We start from the raw sequence: 19,910 nt of genomic DNA on the forward strand, positions 1-19,910 counted from the left end.
GGGAAAGAAATCCGAAAGCAAATACTCCCTCTAATATTTGTGGAAAATCAGATGTTTATGGCGATATCTCATAAAAATTAAAACAGCCTTCGGGCTGTTTTTTTTATATTGTTTCTAATTCAAGCTGCTTGCCAGTTGGTTTTAGATTTTTTAGTTTTCTGTTTTTTCCAGCGAAGATGAAGCCGGCCAGACAGGTTTGTTTATTTGGATGAAAAATTATTTAAGAGTTAGTTTTTATATCCGCCACTTTTATTTTTCTGTTTATTATAATGTGGGTATAATTAATTTCTTGTAAATAATTGAAATATAATGTGTTGCTGTCTTTTTTTGATTAAATTTATATGAAAAAAAAAGGCAATATGGTTACAGCTATACTTAGAGCACATCCTGAACTGGCACTTTTCTTATGCTTAGCTCTTGGATTCTTAATAGGGCGTATTAAGATAGGTACATTTAAAATTGGTGTTGTATTAGGAACTTTGTTTGCTGGAGTGTTAATTGGCCAGTTGGATATTGAAATTCCAGATATTGTAAAAACTATTTTCTTTGACTTTTTCCTGTTTTCTACAGGATATAAAGTTGGACCTCAATTTTTTCAAGGTTTTAAAAAAAATGCATTTCCGCAATTACTGCTCACCTTGGTAATTTGTTTATCGTGCCTATTAGTGGCATATTCGGTCTCTACTTTTTTAGGATACGATGTAGGAACAGCAGCCGGATTATTAGCAGGAGCGTTTTCTGAATCTACCGTGATTGGTACTGCATCAGATGCTATCAGCCACTTAAATCTTGCTGATGCAGAAAAAAGCCGATTAATCAATAATATTCCCGTAGCTTATTCTGTAACTTATCTGGTAGGAGCAGCATCTTTTGTTTTTTTTCTGACTGGAATTGCTCCAAAATTGCTTGGTATTGATTTAGTGAAAGAAAGCGATAAATTGGCTGAAACCATTTCAGGAGAAACTGAATATGGTCCAGGAATGAAAAGCGCTTATCAGAGATGGATTATTCGTGCTTACAGAATAACCAATGAGAAATGGACCGGAATCAGTATAAGTGAGTTTGAAAGATTAATTTCTAACAAGAATATTGTGATCCAGAGGATACGCCATAAAGATCAATTGCTAGATCCAAATCCCGATACTATAATTCAAAAAGATGATGTAATGGTTATTATGGCACAGCATGGAATCATTTTGGACAGCCTCTTTTCTATTGGACCAGAAGTTTTGGACGAAGAATTGCTAAATTTCCCACTAGCACATTTAGATGTTACAATTACCAATAAGGCAATTGAAGGGATGACAGTAAAGTCTCTTCGAAAAAGCAGTTTTTATCATGGATTAATGCTAAACAAAATAACCAGAGAAAATCATGAGATACCGCTTGAATCGAAGACGGTTTTAAATAGAGGTGATATTTTGAATCTTTCAGGCAGGCCTGCAAAACTAGAAGAAGCAGCGAAAGAAATAGGTTATCTGGATCGTTTAAGCCCCGAGACCGATATCATTTTTGTTGGTCTGGGTATTGTCCTTGGTGGACTTTTAGGTTTGCTTTCGGTAACCTTATTCGGCGTTTCAGTAACGTTAACAACAAGTGGTGGCGCGTTGGTAATGGGACTTATTTTTGGTTGGCTGCATTCGAGAACTCCGGTTTTTGGCAGAATTCCAGAACCCGCCTTGTGGATATTTGACAATGTTGGTCTTGCAACATTTATAGGACTTGTGGGTCTTGCTGCTGGTCCAAGTTTTATCTCAGGTCTTAAAGAAACTGGCTTTGGTATTTTATTAGCGGGTGTAGCGGTTGCCTTAATTCCTCATATCATCGGACTGTATTTTGGAAGATATGTATTAAAAATAAACCCATTAATATTACTTGGCGCTCAAACAGGTGCTGGAACCTCAACAATTGGATTAAAAGCGGTTCAAGATGCATCAGGGAGCAAATTTCCCGTTTTAGGTTATACTATTCCCTACGCATTAGCCAATATACTATTGACGGCATTCGGGCCTATACTTGTAGGTATGATGTCGTAATAATATGTTATAAAGTAAAAAACGCAATCCCTAAAAAATCGAGATTGCGTTTGCATTAAAAATCAGTTAGTTGAGTTAATTAAATTCCGCCATAACGCAGTGTCGATCCTAAAACCAGCATTGCAACTCCTATTGAAGTAACCGTTAGAATAATTATGGCAATTCTGTAAATATTACTTTCTTTAAGATTCGGAATAACAAAAAATTGAGCGCAGACGGCACAGATAAAAGTGCAGAAGAGTAAAATCAGTTTTATGGAAACTACTTTTTCAAATCCGCTCGAAAAATGAAACCAAGTTTCGGCTGTTACGCCAAAATCATAGGCCATCCAGATTCCTGTAATAATTAGTAAAGCAAGAGAAGACATGCCTAGTGCTTCAAATTTCTTTTCAAAATTTAAAATAATCTCCGGATCTTTTTTCTTCAACGCTGTGGGAAGATAACAAATAGCCAAAAGTAAATGTCCGCCAACCCAAATTGTCGCTGCCAATAGATGAATTATAAGTACAAAATGATGTAAAGTCATAACGTATTCATTTTGAGTTATCAATCTCTAAAAATAACTTTTATTTTTGGAGTGGAGAAGTTTTTAAGTTGTATTTCTTTACTTGAATCGTCTAGTTTTGAAAGTGTTGGCACATTATTCATAAAATGCTGTATATAATAATTTCCTTCAAAATTCTTTGTTTCTAAATATTCGATCATCTTTACAAAATCATTTTCTTTAATTAAAGAAGAATGAAAAGTGGTACGAACTTCAATCGGAATATTCGATTGAATCAAAAGTTCTAAACTTTCATCAAATTCTGAAAATAAGCCTGATTGCGTTAGTTTTTTAAAGGTATGAGGAAGACTTTTATAATCTAACGCGACATAATCAATTAATTGATCACGAATCAGGCTATTTAATATTTTTGGATTGGAACCGTTGGTATCTATTTTAACCTCAAATCCCATTGCTTTGATTTCTTTTATAAAATCAATTATTTTTTTATGTAAAGTGCATTCGCCACCACTCAATACAACACCGTCTAACAGTCCTTTTCTAGTTTTTAAAAAAGAAAGAACTTCATTAAAATCAATCTTTCCTTTACCTAAAACAATGTCTGGATTGTAGCAGTACAAACACCGCATGTTACAGCCCGCAAACCACACTATGCAGGCTGTTTTGTGCGGATAATCTAATAAAGTAAAAGGCGTGAGGCTAAATATTCCTTTAATAGATAATGCTTTCTTCGAAATGGGTACGTTGTTGGTGTTCACCTTTTTTTCCAATATTAAAACTTTCTACAGGTCTGTGATATCCCATTACACGTGTATAAACCAAACATTTGCTTCTTTGGGATTTTTTTTCTTCTAGAATTTTAAGCGTTTTCGTTTTCATAAGCCAAGTGTTTTTGATTGTTTTTATTGAGTAAAATTTCGTCGCATTTTGGGCAATATTCATGTTCTCCGTTTAGATAGCCATGAATAGGGCAGATGCTAAAAATTGGTGTTACGGTTATGTATGGTAGTTTAAAGCCAGTTAAAACTTTCTTCACGAAGTTTTTACAGGCTGCTGGACTGCTTATTTTTTCTCTCATATAAAGATGCAAAACTGTACCTCCAGTATATTTGCATTGCAATTCGTCTTGAAGCAATAAAGCCTCAAAAGGATCATCGGTATGATCGACCGGAATTTGTGAACTATTGGTATAGTAAATATTTTCATTTTGACCCGCTTGTAAAATCTCTGGAAAACGCTTTTTATCTTCTTTTGCAAAACGATATGTTGTTCCTTCGGCTGGTGTTGCCTCTAGATTATAGAGATTTCCAGTTTCTTCTTGAAACTGCTTCATTCGCAATCGAATATGATCTAGGATCTCTGTAGCGAAATGTATTCCTGAGGTGTCCGTTATATTTTGTTTCCCTTCAGAAAAGTTGAGCACCATTTCGTTCATTCCGTTTACACCAATGGTAGAAAAATGATTTCTAAAATGTTTTAGATATCGCTGTGTGTACGGATAAAGTCCGCGGTCGTACATTTGCTGAATAAAGATTCTTTTTTTCTCTAAAGTCGATTTGGCTATTTGAAGTAATTCGTCTAAATGTTCAAATAAAGTGAGGATATTTCCTTTATGTAGATATCCTAGACGCGCCATATTTATAGTTACAACACCAATGCTTCCCGTCATTTCTGCACTACCAAAAAGACCATTTCCGCGTTTTAATAATTCTCTTAAATCGAGCTGTAAACGGCAGCACATACTTCGTACGGCATTTGGTTTGTAAGCTTCTGGGTTTTCAATTCGGTTTCCATTTTCGTCCAAAATATATTGGCTTCCAATAAAATTCTGGAAATATGAAGAACCTATTTTAGCTGTATTTTCAAAAAGTAAATCGACATTTTCTCCTTGCCAGTCAAAATCTTCTGTAATATTTACGGTTGGAATCGGGAACGTAAACGGCTGTCCGTTTGCATCTCCTTCGGTCATAATGGTATAATAGGCTTTATTAATGAGATTCATTTCCTTCTGAAAATCTCCATATTTTAAGTCTATCAATTTTTGAGCACCTCTGTTTTTAGCTTCCGAAATCAAGTTTTCATCAGTAACCTTCAAAAACAAATGCTGATCATTTCTTGTCGGAATCTGTTCTTTTAAATCTTCTGGAACATTCCAATCCAAAGTAATGTTCGTAAAAGGCGATTGTCCCCAACGTGCAGGCACATTTAGATTGTAAACAAAACTTCTAATTCCTTTTAAAACTTCTTCATAAGAAAGCTGATCTTTAAAAACATAAGGAGCCAAATAGGTGTCAAAAGAGCTGAAAGCTTGAGCGCCTGCCCATTCGCTTTGCAAAATCCCTAAGAAATTTGCCATTTGCCCCAATGCTTCTCTAAAATGAGAAGGAGGTCTGCTCTCGACACGGCCACGCACGCCATTAAAACCTTCATTTAATAGCACACGTAGGCTCCAACCAGCGCAGTATCCGGTAAGACAATCCAAATCATGGATGTGTATGTCGCCATTCCTATGAGCAGAACCTTCTTCTTTATTGTATATTTTATCGAGCCAATAATTGGCAATAACTTTTCCTGCGGTATTGCTGACTAAGCCAGCGTTTGAATACGAAATATTGGCATTGGCATTAATTCTCCAATCGGATTGATTAATGTATTCTTCAACAGTTTGTGTACTGTCTATATAAGTGGTGTCATCGTTTAAACCATTAATATGTTCTCGTTGCAATTTTCTGGTATGACGATAAATGATAAACGAACGCATGGCCTGAAAATATCCATTTTCAAAAAGCGCTCTTTCTATCATGTCCTGAATTTCTTCTACAGGCCACGAAAACTTTACCTCAAGACCAGAAAGAACGTTTTTAAAAATTCTCTTGTCTATAGGCTGATTGACGCTTTGAAAGGCTTTCTGAATGGCATCTTGAATTTTATAAGCTTCAAAAGGCTTATAATCTCCGTTGCGTTTGATTACATATTTTTCCATGGTATTTTTTTTATTTAAGACACTTTTTCAAATGTTTTTTCAAGTTCAATTGCTTTTGGAAACAAGATATTATTCTCCAAATGAATATGCTTTTTTAAATCTTTATCAAATTCTTCCAGCATCAGAAAAGCAACTTTATAAGTATTGCATGAGCCAAGAGGTGGGGTATAGTTATTGGTTAATGCCGCAATTCTTTTAAAACGCTGTCCTTCGGTTACATGATCCTCTTTTAATGTTATTATTGGAGTTTCGATAGATAAAAAAGGCGGTGTTTCCAGTTCTTGACCTTTACTGTGTGCGATTTTCATTTTTTTGATAAAAGGAAAAACAACCAACTCTTCTCTTTTCATATGAGCTGTTAGATCCAAATACGTTTTAGAAAAAGTAGTATGGATCTCATGAAGCTCTGGATGAATCGCACCGTGAACACCGCACAATTTATTTAAATACTCCAAAATAACAGGAGATTTTTCTTCTACATATCTATGATGGGTTTTGGTTATATAATCTGCAATCATGTCGGGTGACCAACTTTTGTAATCAAAAGACTGATTGGCAGAACTGCTTCTTGCTTTTTCAATATGTTCAATAAGAACACTTTCTTGTATGTCTCTTTTTTTACAAACTTCTTCGATTGTTCGATATCCTTTGCAGCAAAAGTCGATATGGAATTTTGTAAAAATGGCTGCTGTTTTGAAATCATCTGCTACGATTTCACCAATGGTTGTTTTGCTTGTTAATTTCATAATGGTTAGGGGTATAGATTAATTTTGGTTTCAGCATATTTTTTGGTCCGTTGCAGTTTTACATTGCTTAATTATCAATAAAGAAACAGCAATCATATTTGAAAATTCGATAAACGGAATCGTAATTTCGTGTGTTTCTGTAAGCGAAACGGCATAATTATGAAGCTCTTTTATTTTTTCAAAAGCCAATTCGCCATCGCGTTCTTCACTTGTATAAAATGAAGTAACGAGCTTTTGCAATTCTTTTTTAAGTATTTCAAAAGCAAGGTAATCGTCGATTTGATGTGCTTTTGGAAACTTCGGAATTAATATTTTGGTTGAAAAAATAAATTCGGCAATAGTTTTGTCTACATTTTCTGAAGCCTGATGTGCAAAGACCAGAGCTTCAAGAAGAGAGTTTGATGCCAGACGGTTTTTACCATGAAGACCTGTTCTAGCGCATTCTCCAATAGCGTAGAGATTTTTAATAGAAGTAACACCATTTTGATCTACTTTAATTCCACCACATTGATAATGTGCAGCTGGAACAACTGGAATTAAATCTTTTTCAGGTCTAATGCCTAACTCATTGCAATGCGCCGTGATGACAGGAAATTGATTCGAAAAAGCTTTTGGATCTAAATGTCTGCAGTCTAAATAAACATGATTTTTTCCGCTTATTTGAAGTTCTTTACTGATGGCATTTGAAACCATATCTCGAGTAGACAATTCGCCTCGGATATCATATTTAAATAAAAATCTTTTTCCTTCATCATTTACAATATGAGCGCCAAAACCTCTAACAGCTTCCGAAATCAAAAACAGTGGATTCTCTTTTCCGGTATATAAAGCAGTTGGATGAAACTGCATGTATTCCATATCTGCAATTTCTGCTCCCGCGCGTGCTGCCATTGCAAGTCCGTCTCCCGTTGCAATTTTCGGATTTGTTGTATTTTCAAAAAGCTGTCCGCATCCGCCTGTACTCATAACAATAGTACGAGTTCTCATGTATTTGATGCGATTGTATTTTTTTTCATAAAAGAAGACTCCGGTACAAGTAGTTTTAGCTTTTTTTGTTTCGGTATTGATATCAATGACCATATGATTCTCTAAGAGTTCAATATTGGGCATCTTCTTAATAATCTTGAGTAGTTTACTCTCAATTTCCTGTCCGGAGCTGTCTTTATGATGTAATATTCTGTGTTGTGAATGTCCTCCTTCTAAACCTAGATTCCATTGGCCTTTTTCATCTTTGTCAAAAGAAGTTCCAATTTCAATTAATTCCTGAAGTCTTTCTGGAGCTTGCGTAATCACCATATTAACAATTTCTTTATCGCACAAACCACCTCCAGAACGAAGCGTATCATGTATGTGTTTGTTGAAACTGTCTTTTAAATGATCTGTAACTACAGCAATACCGCCTTGAGCGAGCTGTGTATTGGTATTTTTGGCTGTTTCTTTCGTCATTATAACAATAGATAAATCTGGACGTTTTTTTGCTATTTTCATGGCAAAAAATAATCCCGAAATACCAGAACCGATTATAAGTATATCTGTTTTAAGCATGTTATTTTGATTTAAGGTTATTGCGTTTTTTATGATAATTCAAGCATTCTTTTGATAGGCTTTAATGCTTCTATTCTCAGCTCATCTTTAATCAGCATTTCTGGTCTTTCATTTTTAAGGCACAAATACAATTTTTCGAGTGTATTCATTTTCATAAAAGCACATTCGCTACAAGCACAGCTGTTGTCTTCTGTGGTAGGAGCCGGAATCAACGTTTTATCAGGTACCGCTTTTGTAAGCTCATGCAAGATACCGGCTTCTGTGGCCACAATGAAAACGGCAGCAGGATCCGTTTTAATGAAATTAATAATTCCCGAAGTTGAGCCAATAAAATGTGCTGCTTTTAAAATATGACTTTCAGATTCCGGGTGAGCTGCAATTTTTGCAGTCGGATTTTTGTTATATATTTCTATTAATTTGTCTAATGAAAAGGCTTCGTGCACAACGCATGAGCCTTTCCATAAGACAAGTTCGCGCTTGGTTTCTTTTTGAAGATATTTACCTAAATTTTCATCTGGAGCAAATATTATTTTTTGTTCTACTGGAATAGATTCGATTATTTTTTTGGCATTTGCCGATGTGCAAACTAAATCGCTCATGGCTTTAATTTCTGCAGAACAGTTAATGTAAGTGACCACAATGTGATCGGGATGCTGTTCTTTAAATAATTTAAAATCTTCCGGAGGACAGCCATCTGCAAGAGAGCAGCCAGCATTCCAATCTGGTAGAACTACTTTTTTATTTGGATTTAAAATTTTTGCCGTCTCTGCCATAAAATGAACTCCTGCAAAAACGATAATATCAGCATTTGTGTTTTGAGCTTTTTTAGCCAATTCAAGACTGTCTCCAATAAAATCTGCTATTTCCTGAATATTCTCATCTTGATAATAATGAGCCAGGATAACGGCATTTTTTTCTTTTTTCAATCGGATGATCTCCTGTACTAAAAAATTCTTGTTCATTTTTTATTCTTTGTGTTTTCGGCTTCTCTAACCTATAAAGCTGTTGGGGATTTATTTTTTAAGCTTGTATCAAAATATATTTTAATACATAATTTTAATAGGGTAAATATATTATCATCATTTTTTTCAAAACATGATTCTAATCATACTGTTTAATTTTTGTTTTTATATGCTAACCTTTATAATTTCATTTTTAATGAAAACTGAAAGTAAGATTGATGAAAATGTTGCGACCCATTCGCGGAATTTTATTCCAGTCGTCATAAGTGGTGTAATATCGATCCAATATATTTTCAATACCACTTTGCAGTTTCAATATGTTTTGATTCCAATGAAAAGCATATCCAGCGTTAAATCCAAAAATGAGATAGTCTGGCGTTTTGGTTTGTCCGTAAGTTTGGGCAAATTCATTTTGAGCCAGATTTCCTAAAGCACTAATTCCAGCATTAAAATTTTCTTTCTTGAAGTCGATTCCAGCGCTGTATTTGATCGGACTTATAAAGGGCAAATTGTTTCCATCATTATCTTTTCCAGTGCTATAAGTAAGTTGTGATTTGAATTGCCAATTTTCTAAAAAGTCGTAAGTCAGATTAAAGTCGGTATTCAATATTTTGGCATTATCTATAGCTTCATATCTTTTTACTCCAGAAGCGCCAATAGTCATAGGAAGCGTATTCGGGTCGATTTTACCTATTATATAATTAGAAAAATAGAAATAAGAACCTGTAATTTTTGCGGTTAATTGCGATGTTTTATAACCAATAGAAAAGTTTCCTTCAAGAGCATTTTCATTTTTTAGATTTGGATTTCCGATATAATCATAAAAATCACTGCTGTTGTAGAGATAAAATCCGTAGCCTTCAGATACAGAAGGTGCTCTTTCGGCGTAAGCCAAACCAAATCCGAACTCAAACATGTTGTTTTTTTTGGTATAATTTGCTGCAAAACTTTTTAAGAAACGGTTTTTTGAAGCATCCATTTCCGGATAAAAAATGCGGAGACTCGCTAATCCGAAATCATTCGCTACGGTATTGTTTTGAAATCCGAGATTAGCACCAATTCTTAGCTGATCATTTTCAGAAATTTTAATATTATTTTCTAAAGACAATCCGTTGTAAAAAGTTCTGACATCGGGCCATGTATACATAAACATCAGATTTTCTTTGGGATCTGAAGGATACATTGTCATCTCGGCAATCGATTTATTGTAAAATCCGTTTAAGTCAGCTAGAAAACTATGCTTTTCAAATTTTCCTTTAATTCTTGAGTAATAGCCGTACGTATCAGACCAGCCTGGCATATCCATATGTATGGGTACGCTAGGTCTTTTGGTGTCATCCATTTTGTGCGTTATAGAATTAAAATATCCTTTTGTTTCCCAATTGGTTACGAAATTAGATTTTGGCAAGTATTTATAAGTTAGAGATACAATTTTAGCTTCAGCCAAAGAAACATCCATAGGAAGTGCTGGATAGCCAACATTATTGGCTTTGTCATAAATTGCAGAGGCTTCTAAAAGGTTTTGTTGGTTTATAAAATAACCTGCACTAGCAGAAATATTGTATTTGGTAAATTGAGAAAAAGGGACTTCTTTATTGCCACCAGCTTTATAATTATCGGCATCACGATGCATAAAATCGATATGGGTATAAAATTGAGAATCATTATACCCTAAAGACGCACCAATAATTTTTTGAAGATTATTGCTTTCAAAACCAGAATTTAAACTACCGTTCCAGCCTGTATTTTTATTACTAAACTGATTGCGTTTTAAATCGACAGATCCGCCAATTCCGGCACCGTGACAGCTTGCCTGCTGTCCAGATGCTACACTGGCTTCGGCCAAATTTGAAACCTCAACATAAGAAGTAATTGGATCCATTTTGTCGGTACACGCGCCAAATATGCGCATTCCGTCAATCGTAATCACGGTGCGTTCTGTAGCCATGTTATTTATAACTGGTTCCCAAGCATAGGCTCCTCTTTTGATCATATTTACTTTTGATGATTTTGAGAGATATTCTTCTACAGAAGTCAATGATTTTGATTGTTTTAGATGTAAAGAAGGTTTATTTCCAATGACAATTATTTCATTTAGTTTTACGGTTTCAAGACTATCATTTGCTTTTTCCTGCGCCCAGCATATTGTTGAAAACACAGCCAAAAAGAGTGCTGTTAGATTTTTCATCATTTCATACTTTAATAGAAAGAGACAAATTGTGTTTTGCCTCTTTCTTGTTGTTTTTTAGATCTAAAACTCAATTTCAAAATAAAGACTGCTTGACGGATTGTCTGTTGTAACCGCTTCTCCTTTTAGAATTTCATTATCAGCATTTAAAATCTGAAGATTTATTTTCCAATATCCTGTCATAGTTAGAGAAAGTTTTCCTTTATAAAAGCCATTGGCTTCAGATTGAAGCAAATCTGTATTGTTTGGAGAACCGTGATTTCCCATACTTGGCATTCTTGGATCTATTTTGACTTTTAAATTATCAACGAAAGGAAAAGTCATCATATCCTTCATTTTATAAATACCGACTGTCATATCGTTTAGTGCCACTTTTGGAGAAGATGGTGCGATGTAAGCAATTAAATAATTGTTTCCATCGCTTCCTTTAAATGAGTTTACGGTACGTTTTGCCGATGCTGGAACATTTATTTTGTCGGTTGCGGTATAACTGGCACCATCAATTTTGTATGAAATGCTTAGTTCCCAATATTCCGTTTCGTTTTGCGCCATTTGAAAGATAATATCTCCTTCAAAAATCGTTTTCTTGTCTACTTTTTCTACTTCCGATCTTGGGCAAGAATGCTGCATCATGGCCATATGCATTAACGGTGTCCAGCTGATTTCGGCATCTGGAATATAAGTGTTGGTTTTCTTGTCTTTTATTCGAAGAGAAACATGATTATATCCCTGAACCAAAGAACCTGTTGATGAAAATAACTCTATTGTATGAGTGTCATTTGCGATTTCCTGTATTTTATGAAGTCCCGTGGTTTCATCTGCTGGAATTTCTGAAGCATCATCAGAAGAGCAAGAGAATAAAACAATTGATAAAAATAAAAGTGCTGTGTGTTTTAAAATTTTCATGTGATTGTGATTTAAGTAATGATAATAAAGGGTCTGCCGAAACTATTCGGAAGGAAAAAAAATCAAATAAAATCAGATGATAATAGGAGGACGAAAGATATTGACGGCCTCTAAATGAGAATATAAGTTGTTGTAAAATGTATGCATTATGAAATGGGAAACCCTGTTTTCATTAAAGTAAAATACTGGAATTTTGACCATAAATAGCACTAGAGTTTCTGTTTCACTTTTCTTTTCGTTAGAAGCTGGCGTATCATTTTTATAGCTTTTTGCCAGCTCTTTTTTCAAATGGCATTTTCCGTTACAGTGAAGTTCGGGAGCATTTTTGTTTTCGCATAATTCAGTTGTGATGTAATGGTAGTTGACGACGTAATCCAAAAACGGAAAAGCGGGTCTAAACACAACTGCAAATAAAAATATGTAAACGCAAAACTTCATTGGTTGTTTTTTGAGAATACGAAGGTATTATGAACTTTTTTTTGAGGATATGATTGTAATCATACTTTGTGAAAAACAAGTTTTAGAATTTTGATCAAAAGTTTAACAATTAAAAAAACAAAGTCATGAACAAATTATTCCTATTAACAATGTTTGGTTTTTTCCTTATGGTATCGTGCGGAAAAGAAAAGTCAAATACCGATCAGGATTTTTCAGCTCCTGCGCCTACAGAAAAAACAGCTGATGCAGAATCCTACGATCCTAAAAGAGGTATCGGGAAATATGAAACAGTTGAGTTAGGAGCTTCTTTAGATAAAGCACTGGCTGAAAAAGGACTTAAAACGGCTGAAGTAAAATGTACCTCATGTCATAAACCTACTGACGAAAAATTAGTTGGACCTGGATGGAAAGGAGTTACAGAAAGAAGAACACCTCAATGGATCATGAATTTTATTACCAATCCAGACCCAATGATTGATAAAGATCCTGAATTACAGGCGCAATTAGAGCTTTGCATGATTCGTATGCCTAATCAAGGATTAACGGAAGATGAAGCAAGATCTATCTTGGAATATATGCGCCAGAATGATGGGGTAAAATAAATAAAGAAATCAAAATCAAAAATAAATAGCCTTATGAAAAATAAATTTTTAAAATCGATTTTCGTTGTTACGTTAGGGTGTGCTCTTTTTGTTTCGTGTAAACCAAAAGACTCTACGGATGCTGTTGAAGGCGATGCGGCCTCAAAAGTATATGTGGCACCTGGAAAATATGATGAATTTTACAACTTTGTATCGGGCGGATTTAGCGGTCAGGTGAGTGTATACGGACTTCCAAGCGGAAGATTGTTACGAGTGATGCCGGTGTTTTCTGAAGATCCGCAAAGTGGTTACGGGTACAGCGAAGAAACAAAACCTATGTTGAATACTTCGCATGGTTATGTGCCTTGGGATGATCAGCATCACTTGGATTTGTCACAAACCAATGGAGAAGTTGATGGAAGATGGATTTTTGCCAATGCCAATAATACGCCACGTATTGCACGTATTGATTTGAAAACGTTCAAGACAGCAGAAATTATTGAACTTCCAAACTGTGGAGGAAATCACTCTTCTCCTTTTATTACCCAAAACACAGAGTATGTAGTAGGAGCAAGCCGTTTCAGCGTTCCTGCTGATAATGATAATGGAGATGTTCCAATTAATACTTACAAGAAAAATTTTAAAGGATATCTGAGTTTTGTAAAAGTTGGAAAAGAAGGAGAATTGGATCTTGCTTTTCAAATTGTAGCTCCAGGTGTAAATTTTGACCTTAGCCACCCTGGTAAAAAAGAATCTCATGGATGGTTTTTCTTTTCTTGCTATAATACAGAACAAGCTAATACTTTATTGGAGGTTAATGCTTCTAAAAATGATAAAGATTTTATCATGGCGGTAAACTGGAAAAAAGCAGAGGAATATATTAAAGCTGGAAAAGGAAAACGAATTCCTGCAAAATATGCTCACAATACTTGGGATGAAAAAACTCAAACTGCTAAATCTGAGATTAAAAATGAAGTTCTTACTCTTGATGCTTCTGAGCTTAAAGATATCTGTTATATGATTCCTTGTCCGAAATCGCCTCATGGTTGCGATATTGATCCTACAGGTGAATATATTGTAGGTAGTGGAAAATTAGCGGCTTTAATTCCTGTATTCAGTTTTACAAAATTGAAAGATGCTATTGCTAAAAAACAATTTGATGGCAATTATGCTGGAATTCCAGTTGTGAAATACGAAGCTGCTCTTCATGGAGAAGTTCAAAAACCAGGTTTAGGGCCTTTACATACAGAGTTTGACGGAAAAGGAAATGCTTACACTACAATGTTTGTTTCGTCTGAAGTGGTTAAATGGAATATCAAAGATTTAAAAGTTTTAGACAGAAAAGCAACTTATTATTCTCCAGGACACTTAATGATTCCTGGTGGAAATACAGAAAAGCCATTTGGAAAATATATGGTGGTTTACAATAAAATTACGAAAGACCGTTTCTTGCCAACTGGTCCAGAATTGGCACAAAGTGCTCAGTTATTTGATATTAGTGGAGATAAAATGAAATTGCTTCTAGATTATCCAACAATTGGCGAGCCACACTATGCACAAGGTATTCCCGCAGAAAAAGTGATTAATAACGGACAGTTGAAGTATTACAAAATTGCAGAGAATAACCATGCTTATGCTACTAAAGGAGAAAAAGAAACTAAGGTAGTGAGAGAAGGTAATAAAGTACACATTTATATGACTTGTATTCGTTCTCACTTTGCACCAGATAATATCGAAGGAATTCGTGTGGGCGACGAAGTTTATTTCCATGTTACGAATTTAGAACAAGACTGGGACGTGCCTCATGGATTTGCAATTAAAGGAGCTAATACTGCCGAGTTGCTTATTATGCCAGGAGAAACCTTAACATTAAAATGGGTTCCTCAGAAAAAAGGAATTTTCCCATTTTATTGTACCGATTTCTGTAGTGCACTGCACCAAGAAATGCAAGGTTATGTGAGAGTTTCACCAGCAGGAAGTAATGTTCCAATTACTTATAGTGTAGGTACCAATCTACCAAAAGAATAGCCAGTAACCATAAGGGAACAAAGTATTCTTTGTTCCCTTTTATTTTGAATTATTATGAGATATAAAAAAATAACCGCTTTTTCCAAAATTGCGCTCTTCTTGTCTGGACTTCTATTGATTGGGGCTATATTTTTTCCGATCTGGAGAATAGAGCTTACGGCGCCACAATATCCTGAAGGTTTGGCCTTAAAACTTCACGCCTCTAAAATTGCCGGGGATGTTGACATTATCAACGGGTTGAACCATTATATCGGAATGAAAACGTTGCATACAGAAGATTTTATTGAGTTTAAAGTTCTACCATTTATTTTAGCTGGATTAGGCGCTATTTCGATACTATGTGCATGGAAAGCAAATAGAAAAGGACTTTTTGTATTCTTCTTTTCTTTTGTGCTGTTTGGAATATTGTCTGCCTGCGATTTCTATAGATGGAATTATGAATATGGACATAATCTTGATCCGAATGCTGCAATTAGAGTCCCTGGAATGGCCTATCAGCCTCCAATGTTGGGGTATAAGCAATTGTTAAACTTTGGCGCCTATTCAATTCCCGATCTAGGAGGGTGCATGCTTATTGCAGTTGGAATACTGCTTTTTGCTGCTATTGTAAAAGAAAAGTATGCTAAACCATCTGGTCGGCTCTTGGGCATTTTGCTGGTTCCCGTTTTTCTTTTTTCATGCTCTAGCGACAAACCTGTTCCTATTAAACTAAATGTTGACAACTGCGATTTTTGTATGATGGGAATTAGTGATGGAAGACATGGCGCAGAAATTATTACAGAAAAAGGGAGAGTTTACAAGTTTGATGATATTGCGTGTATGTCACATTACTGCAGAGACAATGCAAACACTAAGATTAAGGCATACTACGTGCATGATTATACAAAAAACAACGAATTGATTCCTGCTGAAAGCGCTTTTTTTGTTTGGGGTGGAACGATAAAAAGTCCAATGAATGGTAATACAGCCGCTTTTACCAATAAAAGTGAAGCCAAAGCATTTGAAGTACAATCAAAAGGGGAGGAAAAAGAATGGACAGCAATTTTGAATAAGTAAAATACGGTCTTAAATTAAAATATAAAATCATGAAGCTACATTTTTGTCTTTCACTCTTATTTTTTTTAAACTGTCTTTGGTCTCAGAAGATTGAAGTAGGGCGAGACAAGTCGATTAAAACCATTAAAAAGGCGATCGAACTCGCAAAATCTGGTGATACCATTATAGTAAATAAAGGAGTTTACCGCGAAGGCAATATAATTGTAGATAAAAAAGTAATTCTGCAGGGAAAAGACTGGCCAATTCTAGACGGACAAAGAAAATATGAAGTAGTTTCTATTAAAGCCGATAGCGTAATTTTTTCTGGATTTAAAGTTATCAATTCAGGGTATGCCTCCCTGAATGATCCCTGTGGAATTAAAATATACAACAAAACAGGAGTTGTCGTAGAAGACAATTTTCTAGAGAATAATTTTTTTGGAATTTATGTTCAAAAAGGTATTAACTGCATTGTGAAAAACAATACTATAAAAGCCTATCAAAAGGAAGAACAGCGTATTGGAAACGGAATTCATTGCTGGAAAAGCGAGAGTATGCAGATTATAGGAAATAGAATTTCTGGTCATCGCGACGGAATTTATTTTGAATTTGTTTCTAATTCTGTAATCTGGCGAAATGTTTCTAAAGCCAATATACGTTACGGTCTTCATTTTATGTTTTCTAATGATGATGCCTATATTTCAAATGTCTTTAAAAATAATGGAGCAGGAGTAGCAGTAATGTTTACCAAAAATGTAAAAATGTTCAACAATTATTTCGAGGAGAATTGGGGAGATGCGGCTTACGGCTTGCTGCTTAAAGAAATTTCGGATAGTTATATAAATGGAAATAAATTTATCCGCAACACTTCAGGAATTTATATGGAAGGGACGAGCCGTGTAAAATTGGAACGGAATATTTTTAAGGATAATGGCTGGGGAATGAAAGTTCAGGCAAGTTGTATGGAAAATGTGATCTCGTTTAATAATTTTCTTTCGAATACTTTCGATATCAGCACAAACGGTAGTTTAGTTTTAAATCATTTCAATAATAATTACTGGGATAAATATGAAGGCTATGATTTGAACCGGGATGGTATTGGCGATGTGCCTTTTCATCCGCTAAGCCTTTTTGCTGTAATTACAGAGAATAATCCGTCGGCGATGCTTTTGTTTCGAAGTTTTATGATTACGCTTTTAGACAAATCAGAGAAAATCCTGCCAAGTATTACGCCTGATAATTTTGTTGATGAATCTCCCGAAATAAAATCTCTTTTATTATGATTACGTTAAAAAATATAAATAAAAAATTTGGAAGACTACAGGTTTTGCAAGATGTAAACCTCGAGTTTAAAGCCGGAGAATGCATCGCTTTAATTGGTCCGAATGGCTGTGGAAAAACCACTTTAATAAAATCTGTTTTAGGAATGGTTTTACCCGACAGTGGCGACATTTTGCTGCATGACGAATCTATTTTAAAGAAGTTTGAATACCGAAAAAGAATTGGTTATATGCCGCAAATTGGCCGTTATCCTGATCATATGACCATTGCTCAGATTATAGAAATGATCAAGCAGATTAGAAATTCGAAAGACCAATTGGATGAAGATTTGATAAAAGCTTTTAAGCTCGATAAAATGAGTGAGAAGCAAATGAGAACGCTTTCTGGAGGAACAACGCAAAAGGTAAGTGCAACATTGGCTTTTCTTTTTAATCCCGATGTTTTAATTCTAGATGAACCCACAGCAGGACTAGATCCGTTGGCGGCAGAAATTCTGAAAGAAAAAATCATAAAAGAGAAAAACAAAGGAAAGCTAATCTTGATTACTTCACATTTGTTGAGTGAATTGGACGATATGATTACCCAGATTATTTTTATGCAGGACGGAAAAGTACATTTTCATAAAACGATTACAGATCTTTTGGAATCAACTGGCGAAACTAAAATTTCGAAATCTATTGCTACTATATTAAAAGAGAAACAGCATGAACAGAATAATTAAAATTATATTATTAGATATTCTTAAAAATAAGATTATTGTGAGTTATACCTTAATTCTGGCATTGCTTTCTTGGGGATCTTTTATGCTTGAAGACAATACTGCCAAAGGTTTACTGACGATTTTGAATGTTATTTTATTTACCGTTCCGTTGGTATCTATTCTTTTTTCGACTATTTATATTTACAATAGTTCAGAATTTATAGAGCTTTTGCTTAGCCAGCCCATCAAAAGAAAAAAAATATGGATTAGTTTGTTTGCAGGTCTTGCCATTGCAATGTTTTTAGCTTTTTTTCTTGGTGCAGGAATTCCACTTTTATTAAATGCATCAGGAATGGCGGGCTTGATGATGCTTTTGTCGGGAAGCTTAATTTCGATTGTTTTTGTATCATTGGCTTTTTTGAGCTGTATTCTAACTCGCGATAAAGCAAAAGGAATAGGTTTGGCCATTTTATTTTGGATGTATTTCGCTATATTGTTTGATGCTTTGGTATTGTTCCTTTTGTTTCAGTTTGCAGAATATCCAATAGAAGAAGCCATGGTGGGTATTACAGCTTCGAGCCCTATTGATTTGGCCAGAATACAGATATTGTTGCATTTAGATCAGTCTGCCATGATGGGATATACAGGAGCTATTTTTAAAGACTTTTTTGGAACAGCTAGTGGTTTGTTAGTTTCTTTCGTGTTACTCGTTTTGTGGATTGCGGTTCCGTTTCTAATTTCGATTAGAAAATTTGACCGCAAGGATCTTTAATATTTTATTATTCACTCAGAATCAAAAAATATGAAAACAGATATTAGAAATAAAGATGATATAACCGTATTGGTCGATGCTTTTTATTTAAAAGTAAAAACAGACTCCACCATAGGGTATTTGTTTACTGAGGTTGCTATGGTCAATTGGCAGAAACACCTTCCGATTATGTATGATTTTTGGGATAATATTATTTTTCATACCGGAAATTTTGACGGAAACCCTATGTTGAAACATCGAATGTTGGATCAGAAAAGTACACTTACAGAAGCTCATTTTAAGCATTGGACCAAACTTTGGAAAAAAACAGTAGATGATTTGTTTGAAGGTGAAAAAGCCGATGAAATAAAAGTAAGGGCAGAGAATATTTCTAAATGGATGATGAACAAAGTCATTTCTTAATATAAAAACGGGAACTCAAAAAAAGTTCCCGTTTTTAGTTTTTAAAGATATAAGAGATGAATTAATAATTTCTTTTAACCTTATACAAAAAAAGAAAAAATCGTCTTGTTTTGGTATGACTCAAATCATAAGATATCAAATTAATAAAATAATTTGTGATCTATAATTTCAATTTTTTTGTTCTTGCTCATAAGTGATAATGTGCGTATTACGGTTTCTACCCGTAGTCCTGTAAAATCAGCAATTTCTTGTCTCGTATACGGAATTTTCATTTTTATTGATGTGGCTATGTTATTTTGTTTTTTTAGATTATCTAAAAAATACTGAATACGATATTCGGGCTTATGATTGACTATGTTTTTAGAAAAAACAATTTTGTTATAGATTTTCCATGCAAATAGTTTAAGTATTTTAAATTGCATTTCTGGATTTTCTTCAAGAAAAGAAAAAAAACTGTTTTTGGATAATTTTAAAATGATACAATCTGTTTGAGCAATTGCAGAAGCAGGGTAGGGTTGTCCGATAAAAAGTGGTGGTTCGCCAAAACTATTACCTTCATTAAAAATACCAACCGTTAAATCTTTGCCATCTTCGTTGGTATAGCTCATTTTTACCGTCCCTTCTAAAATTTGATAGTAAGAAATGGCAACATCATTTTCGAAGAAGATAATGGAGTTCTTAGGAATCTTTTTGGCTACAGCTCCCCAAGTATAAAGTAAGTCAGTATCAATGTGCATGACAAAACAATTAATACGTTGTAAACGATTGGTTAAGTAATTGGTATAGTTTTAATTAAGACAAA

Annotated in this window: 19 protein-coding genes; 8 read left to right on the forward strand and 11 right to left on the reverse strand. The window is 34.5% G+C overall.

The genetic code is table 11. From position 1 onward, the window contains the following. Nucleotides 1–341 precede the first annotated feature (341 nt). Nucleotides 342–2,036, forward strand: a complete 1,695-nt coding sequence (gene aspT, locus AC3Y25_RS20910; protein ID WP_489904068.1) for an aspartate-alanine antiporter — start codon at nucleotides 342–344, stop codon at nucleotides 2,034–2,036. Nucleotides 2,037–2,115: 79 nt separating this feature from the next. Here the strand turns inward: aspT and AC3Y25_RS20915 are convergent, their stop codons facing one another. From AC3Y25_RS20915 to AC3Y25_RS20960, 10 genes are all read right to left on the reverse strand, one after another. Continuing rightward, nucleotides 2,116–2,562: a copper resistance protein CopD gene (locus AC3Y25_RS20915; protein WP_489904069.1), complete on the reverse strand. Its 447-nt coding sequence runs from the start codon at nucleotides 2,560–2,562 to the stop codon at nucleotides 2,116–2,118. Between the two features lie 20 nt (nucleotides 2,563–2,582). Further along, nucleotides 2,583–3,299 carry an anaerobic ribonucleoside-triphosphate reductase activating protein gene (locus tag AC3Y25_RS20920; RefSeq protein ID WP_489904070.1) on the reverse strand — a complete coding sequence of 239 codons (717 nt, stop codon included), beginning with the start codon at nucleotides 3,297–3,299 and terminating at the stop codon, nucleotides 2,583–2,585. Beyond that, nucleotides 3,253–3,420, reverse strand: a complete 168-nt coding sequence (gene nrdD, locus AC3Y25_RS20925; RefSeq protein ID WP_172426906.1) for an anaerobic ribonucleoside-triphosphate reductase — start codon at nucleotides 3,418–3,420, stop codon at nucleotides 3,253–3,255. Before nrdD ends, AC3Y25_RS20920 begins: the two co-directional genes overlap by 47 nt. Further along, entirely contained in the window at nucleotides 3,401–5,524 is a 2,124-nt protein-coding gene (locus tag AC3Y25_RS20930) for a ribonucleoside triphosphate reductase (protein WP_489904071.1), read from the reverse strand. Before AC3Y25_RS20930 ends, nrdD begins: the two co-directional genes overlap by 20 nt. A 14-nt stretch (nucleotides 5,525–5,538) precedes the next feature. After that, nucleotides 5,539–6,270 carry an iron-sulfur cluster repair di-iron protein gene (gene ric, locus AC3Y25_RS20935; protein ID WP_489904072.1) on the reverse strand — a complete coding sequence of 244 codons (732 nt, stop codon included), beginning with the start codon at nucleotides 6,268–6,270 and terminating at the stop codon, nucleotides 5,539–5,541. A 30-nt stretch (nucleotides 6,271–6,300) separates the two neighbouring features. Then, nucleotides 6,301–7,815: an L-aspartate oxidase gene (gene nadB, locus AC3Y25_RS20940; RefSeq protein ID WP_489904073.1), complete on the reverse strand. Its 1,515-nt coding sequence runs from the start codon at nucleotides 7,813–7,815 to the stop codon at nucleotides 6,301–6,303. Between the two features lie 29 nt (nucleotides 7,816–7,844). Further along, nucleotides 7,845–8,777 (reverse strand): quinolinate synthase NadA, encoded by a 933-nt coding sequence (gene nadA, locus AC3Y25_RS20945; RefSeq protein WP_489904074.1) that lies wholly within the window; start codon nucleotides 8,775–8,777, stop codon nucleotides 7,845–7,847. A 193-nt stretch (nucleotides 8,778–8,970) separates the two neighbouring features. Further along, nucleotides 8,971–10,968, reverse strand: a complete 1,998-nt coding sequence (locus AC3Y25_RS20950; RefSeq protein WP_489904075.1) for a TonB-dependent receptor plug domain-containing protein — start codon at nucleotides 10,966–10,968, stop codon at nucleotides 8,971–8,973. 60 nt (nucleotides 10,969–11,028) lie between these two features. After that, a complete protein-coding gene (locus AC3Y25_RS20955; protein WP_489904076.1) occupies nucleotides 11,029–11,871 on the reverse strand; it encodes a hypothetical protein in 843 nt (280 codons plus the stop codon). Nucleotides 11,872–11,943: 72 nt separating this feature from the next. Beyond that, entirely contained in the window at nucleotides 11,944–12,309 is a 366-nt protein-coding gene (locus AC3Y25_RS20960) for a hypothetical protein (protein ID WP_489904077.1), read from the reverse strand. Between the two features lie 125 nt (nucleotides 12,310–12,434). Between AC3Y25_RS20960 and AC3Y25_RS20965 the strand changes: the two genes are divergently transcribed. Genes AC3Y25_RS20965 through AC3Y25_RS20995 form a run of 7 tightly spaced genes read left to right on the forward strand, consistent with a single transcriptional unit; the run spans nucleotide 12,435 to nucleotide 19,108 of the window. Further along, nucleotides 12,435–12,911 (forward strand): c-type cytochrome, encoded by a 477-nt coding sequence (locus tag AC3Y25_RS20965; RefSeq protein WP_379800732.1) that lies wholly within the window; start codon nucleotides 12,435–12,437, stop codon nucleotides 12,909–12,911. A gap of 33 nt (nucleotides 12,912–12,944) precedes the next feature. Continuing rightward, entirely contained in the window at nucleotides 12,945–14,918 is a 1,974-nt protein-coding gene (nosZ, locus tag AC3Y25_RS20970) for a Sec-dependent nitrous-oxide reductase (protein ID WP_379800731.1), read from the forward strand. 54 nt (nucleotides 14,919–14,972) lie between these two features. Then, complete coding sequence (locus AC3Y25_RS20975; RefSeq protein WP_489904078.1) at nucleotides 14,973–15,974, forward strand: nitrous oxide reductase accessory protein NosL; 1,002 nt, start codon at nucleotides 14,973–14,975, stop codon at nucleotides 15,972–15,974. 29 nt (nucleotides 15,975–16,003) lie between these two features. Continuing rightward, nucleotides 16,004–17,236 (forward strand): nitrous oxide reductase family maturation protein NosD, encoded by a 1,233-nt coding sequence (locus AC3Y25_RS20980; RefSeq protein ID WP_489904079.1) that lies wholly within the window; start codon nucleotides 16,004–16,006, stop codon nucleotides 17,234–17,236. Further along, on the forward strand, nucleotides 17,233–17,955 hold the full coding sequence (locus tag AC3Y25_RS20985; protein WP_489904080.1) for an ABC transporter ATP-binding protein: 723 nt from the start codon (nucleotides 17,233–17,235) through the stop codon (nucleotides 17,953–17,955). The genes AC3Y25_RS20980 and AC3Y25_RS20985 overlap by 4 nt, the downstream gene beginning before the upstream one ends. Beyond that, nucleotides 17,939–18,706 carry an ABC transporter permease subunit gene (locus AC3Y25_RS20990; protein WP_489904081.1) on the forward strand — a complete coding sequence of 256 codons (768 nt, stop codon included), beginning with the start codon at nucleotides 17,939–17,941 and terminating at the stop codon, nucleotides 18,704–18,706. The genes AC3Y25_RS20985 and AC3Y25_RS20990 overlap by 17 nt, the downstream gene beginning before the upstream one ends. A gap of 30 nt (nucleotides 18,707–18,736) precedes the next feature. Next, nucleotides 18,737–19,108 carry a group III truncated hemoglobin gene (locus tag AC3Y25_RS20995; protein WP_111376616.1) on the forward strand — a complete coding sequence of 124 codons (372 nt, stop codon included), beginning with the start codon at nucleotides 18,737–18,739 and terminating at the stop codon, nucleotides 19,106–19,108. A gap of 140 nt (nucleotides 19,109–19,248) precedes the next feature. On the opposite strand, the gene AC3Y25_RS21000 is transcribed toward AC3Y25_RS20995, so the two are convergent. Then, nucleotides 19,249–19,845 carry a Crp/Fnr family transcriptional regulator gene (locus tag AC3Y25_RS21000; RefSeq protein ID WP_489904082.1) on the reverse strand — a complete coding sequence of 199 codons (597 nt, stop codon included), beginning with the start codon at nucleotides 19,843–19,845 and terminating at the stop codon, nucleotides 19,249–19,251. Nucleotides 19,846–19,910 lie beyond the last annotated feature (65 nt).

This window comes from Flavobacterium sp. LK-23, assembly GCF_058135255.1.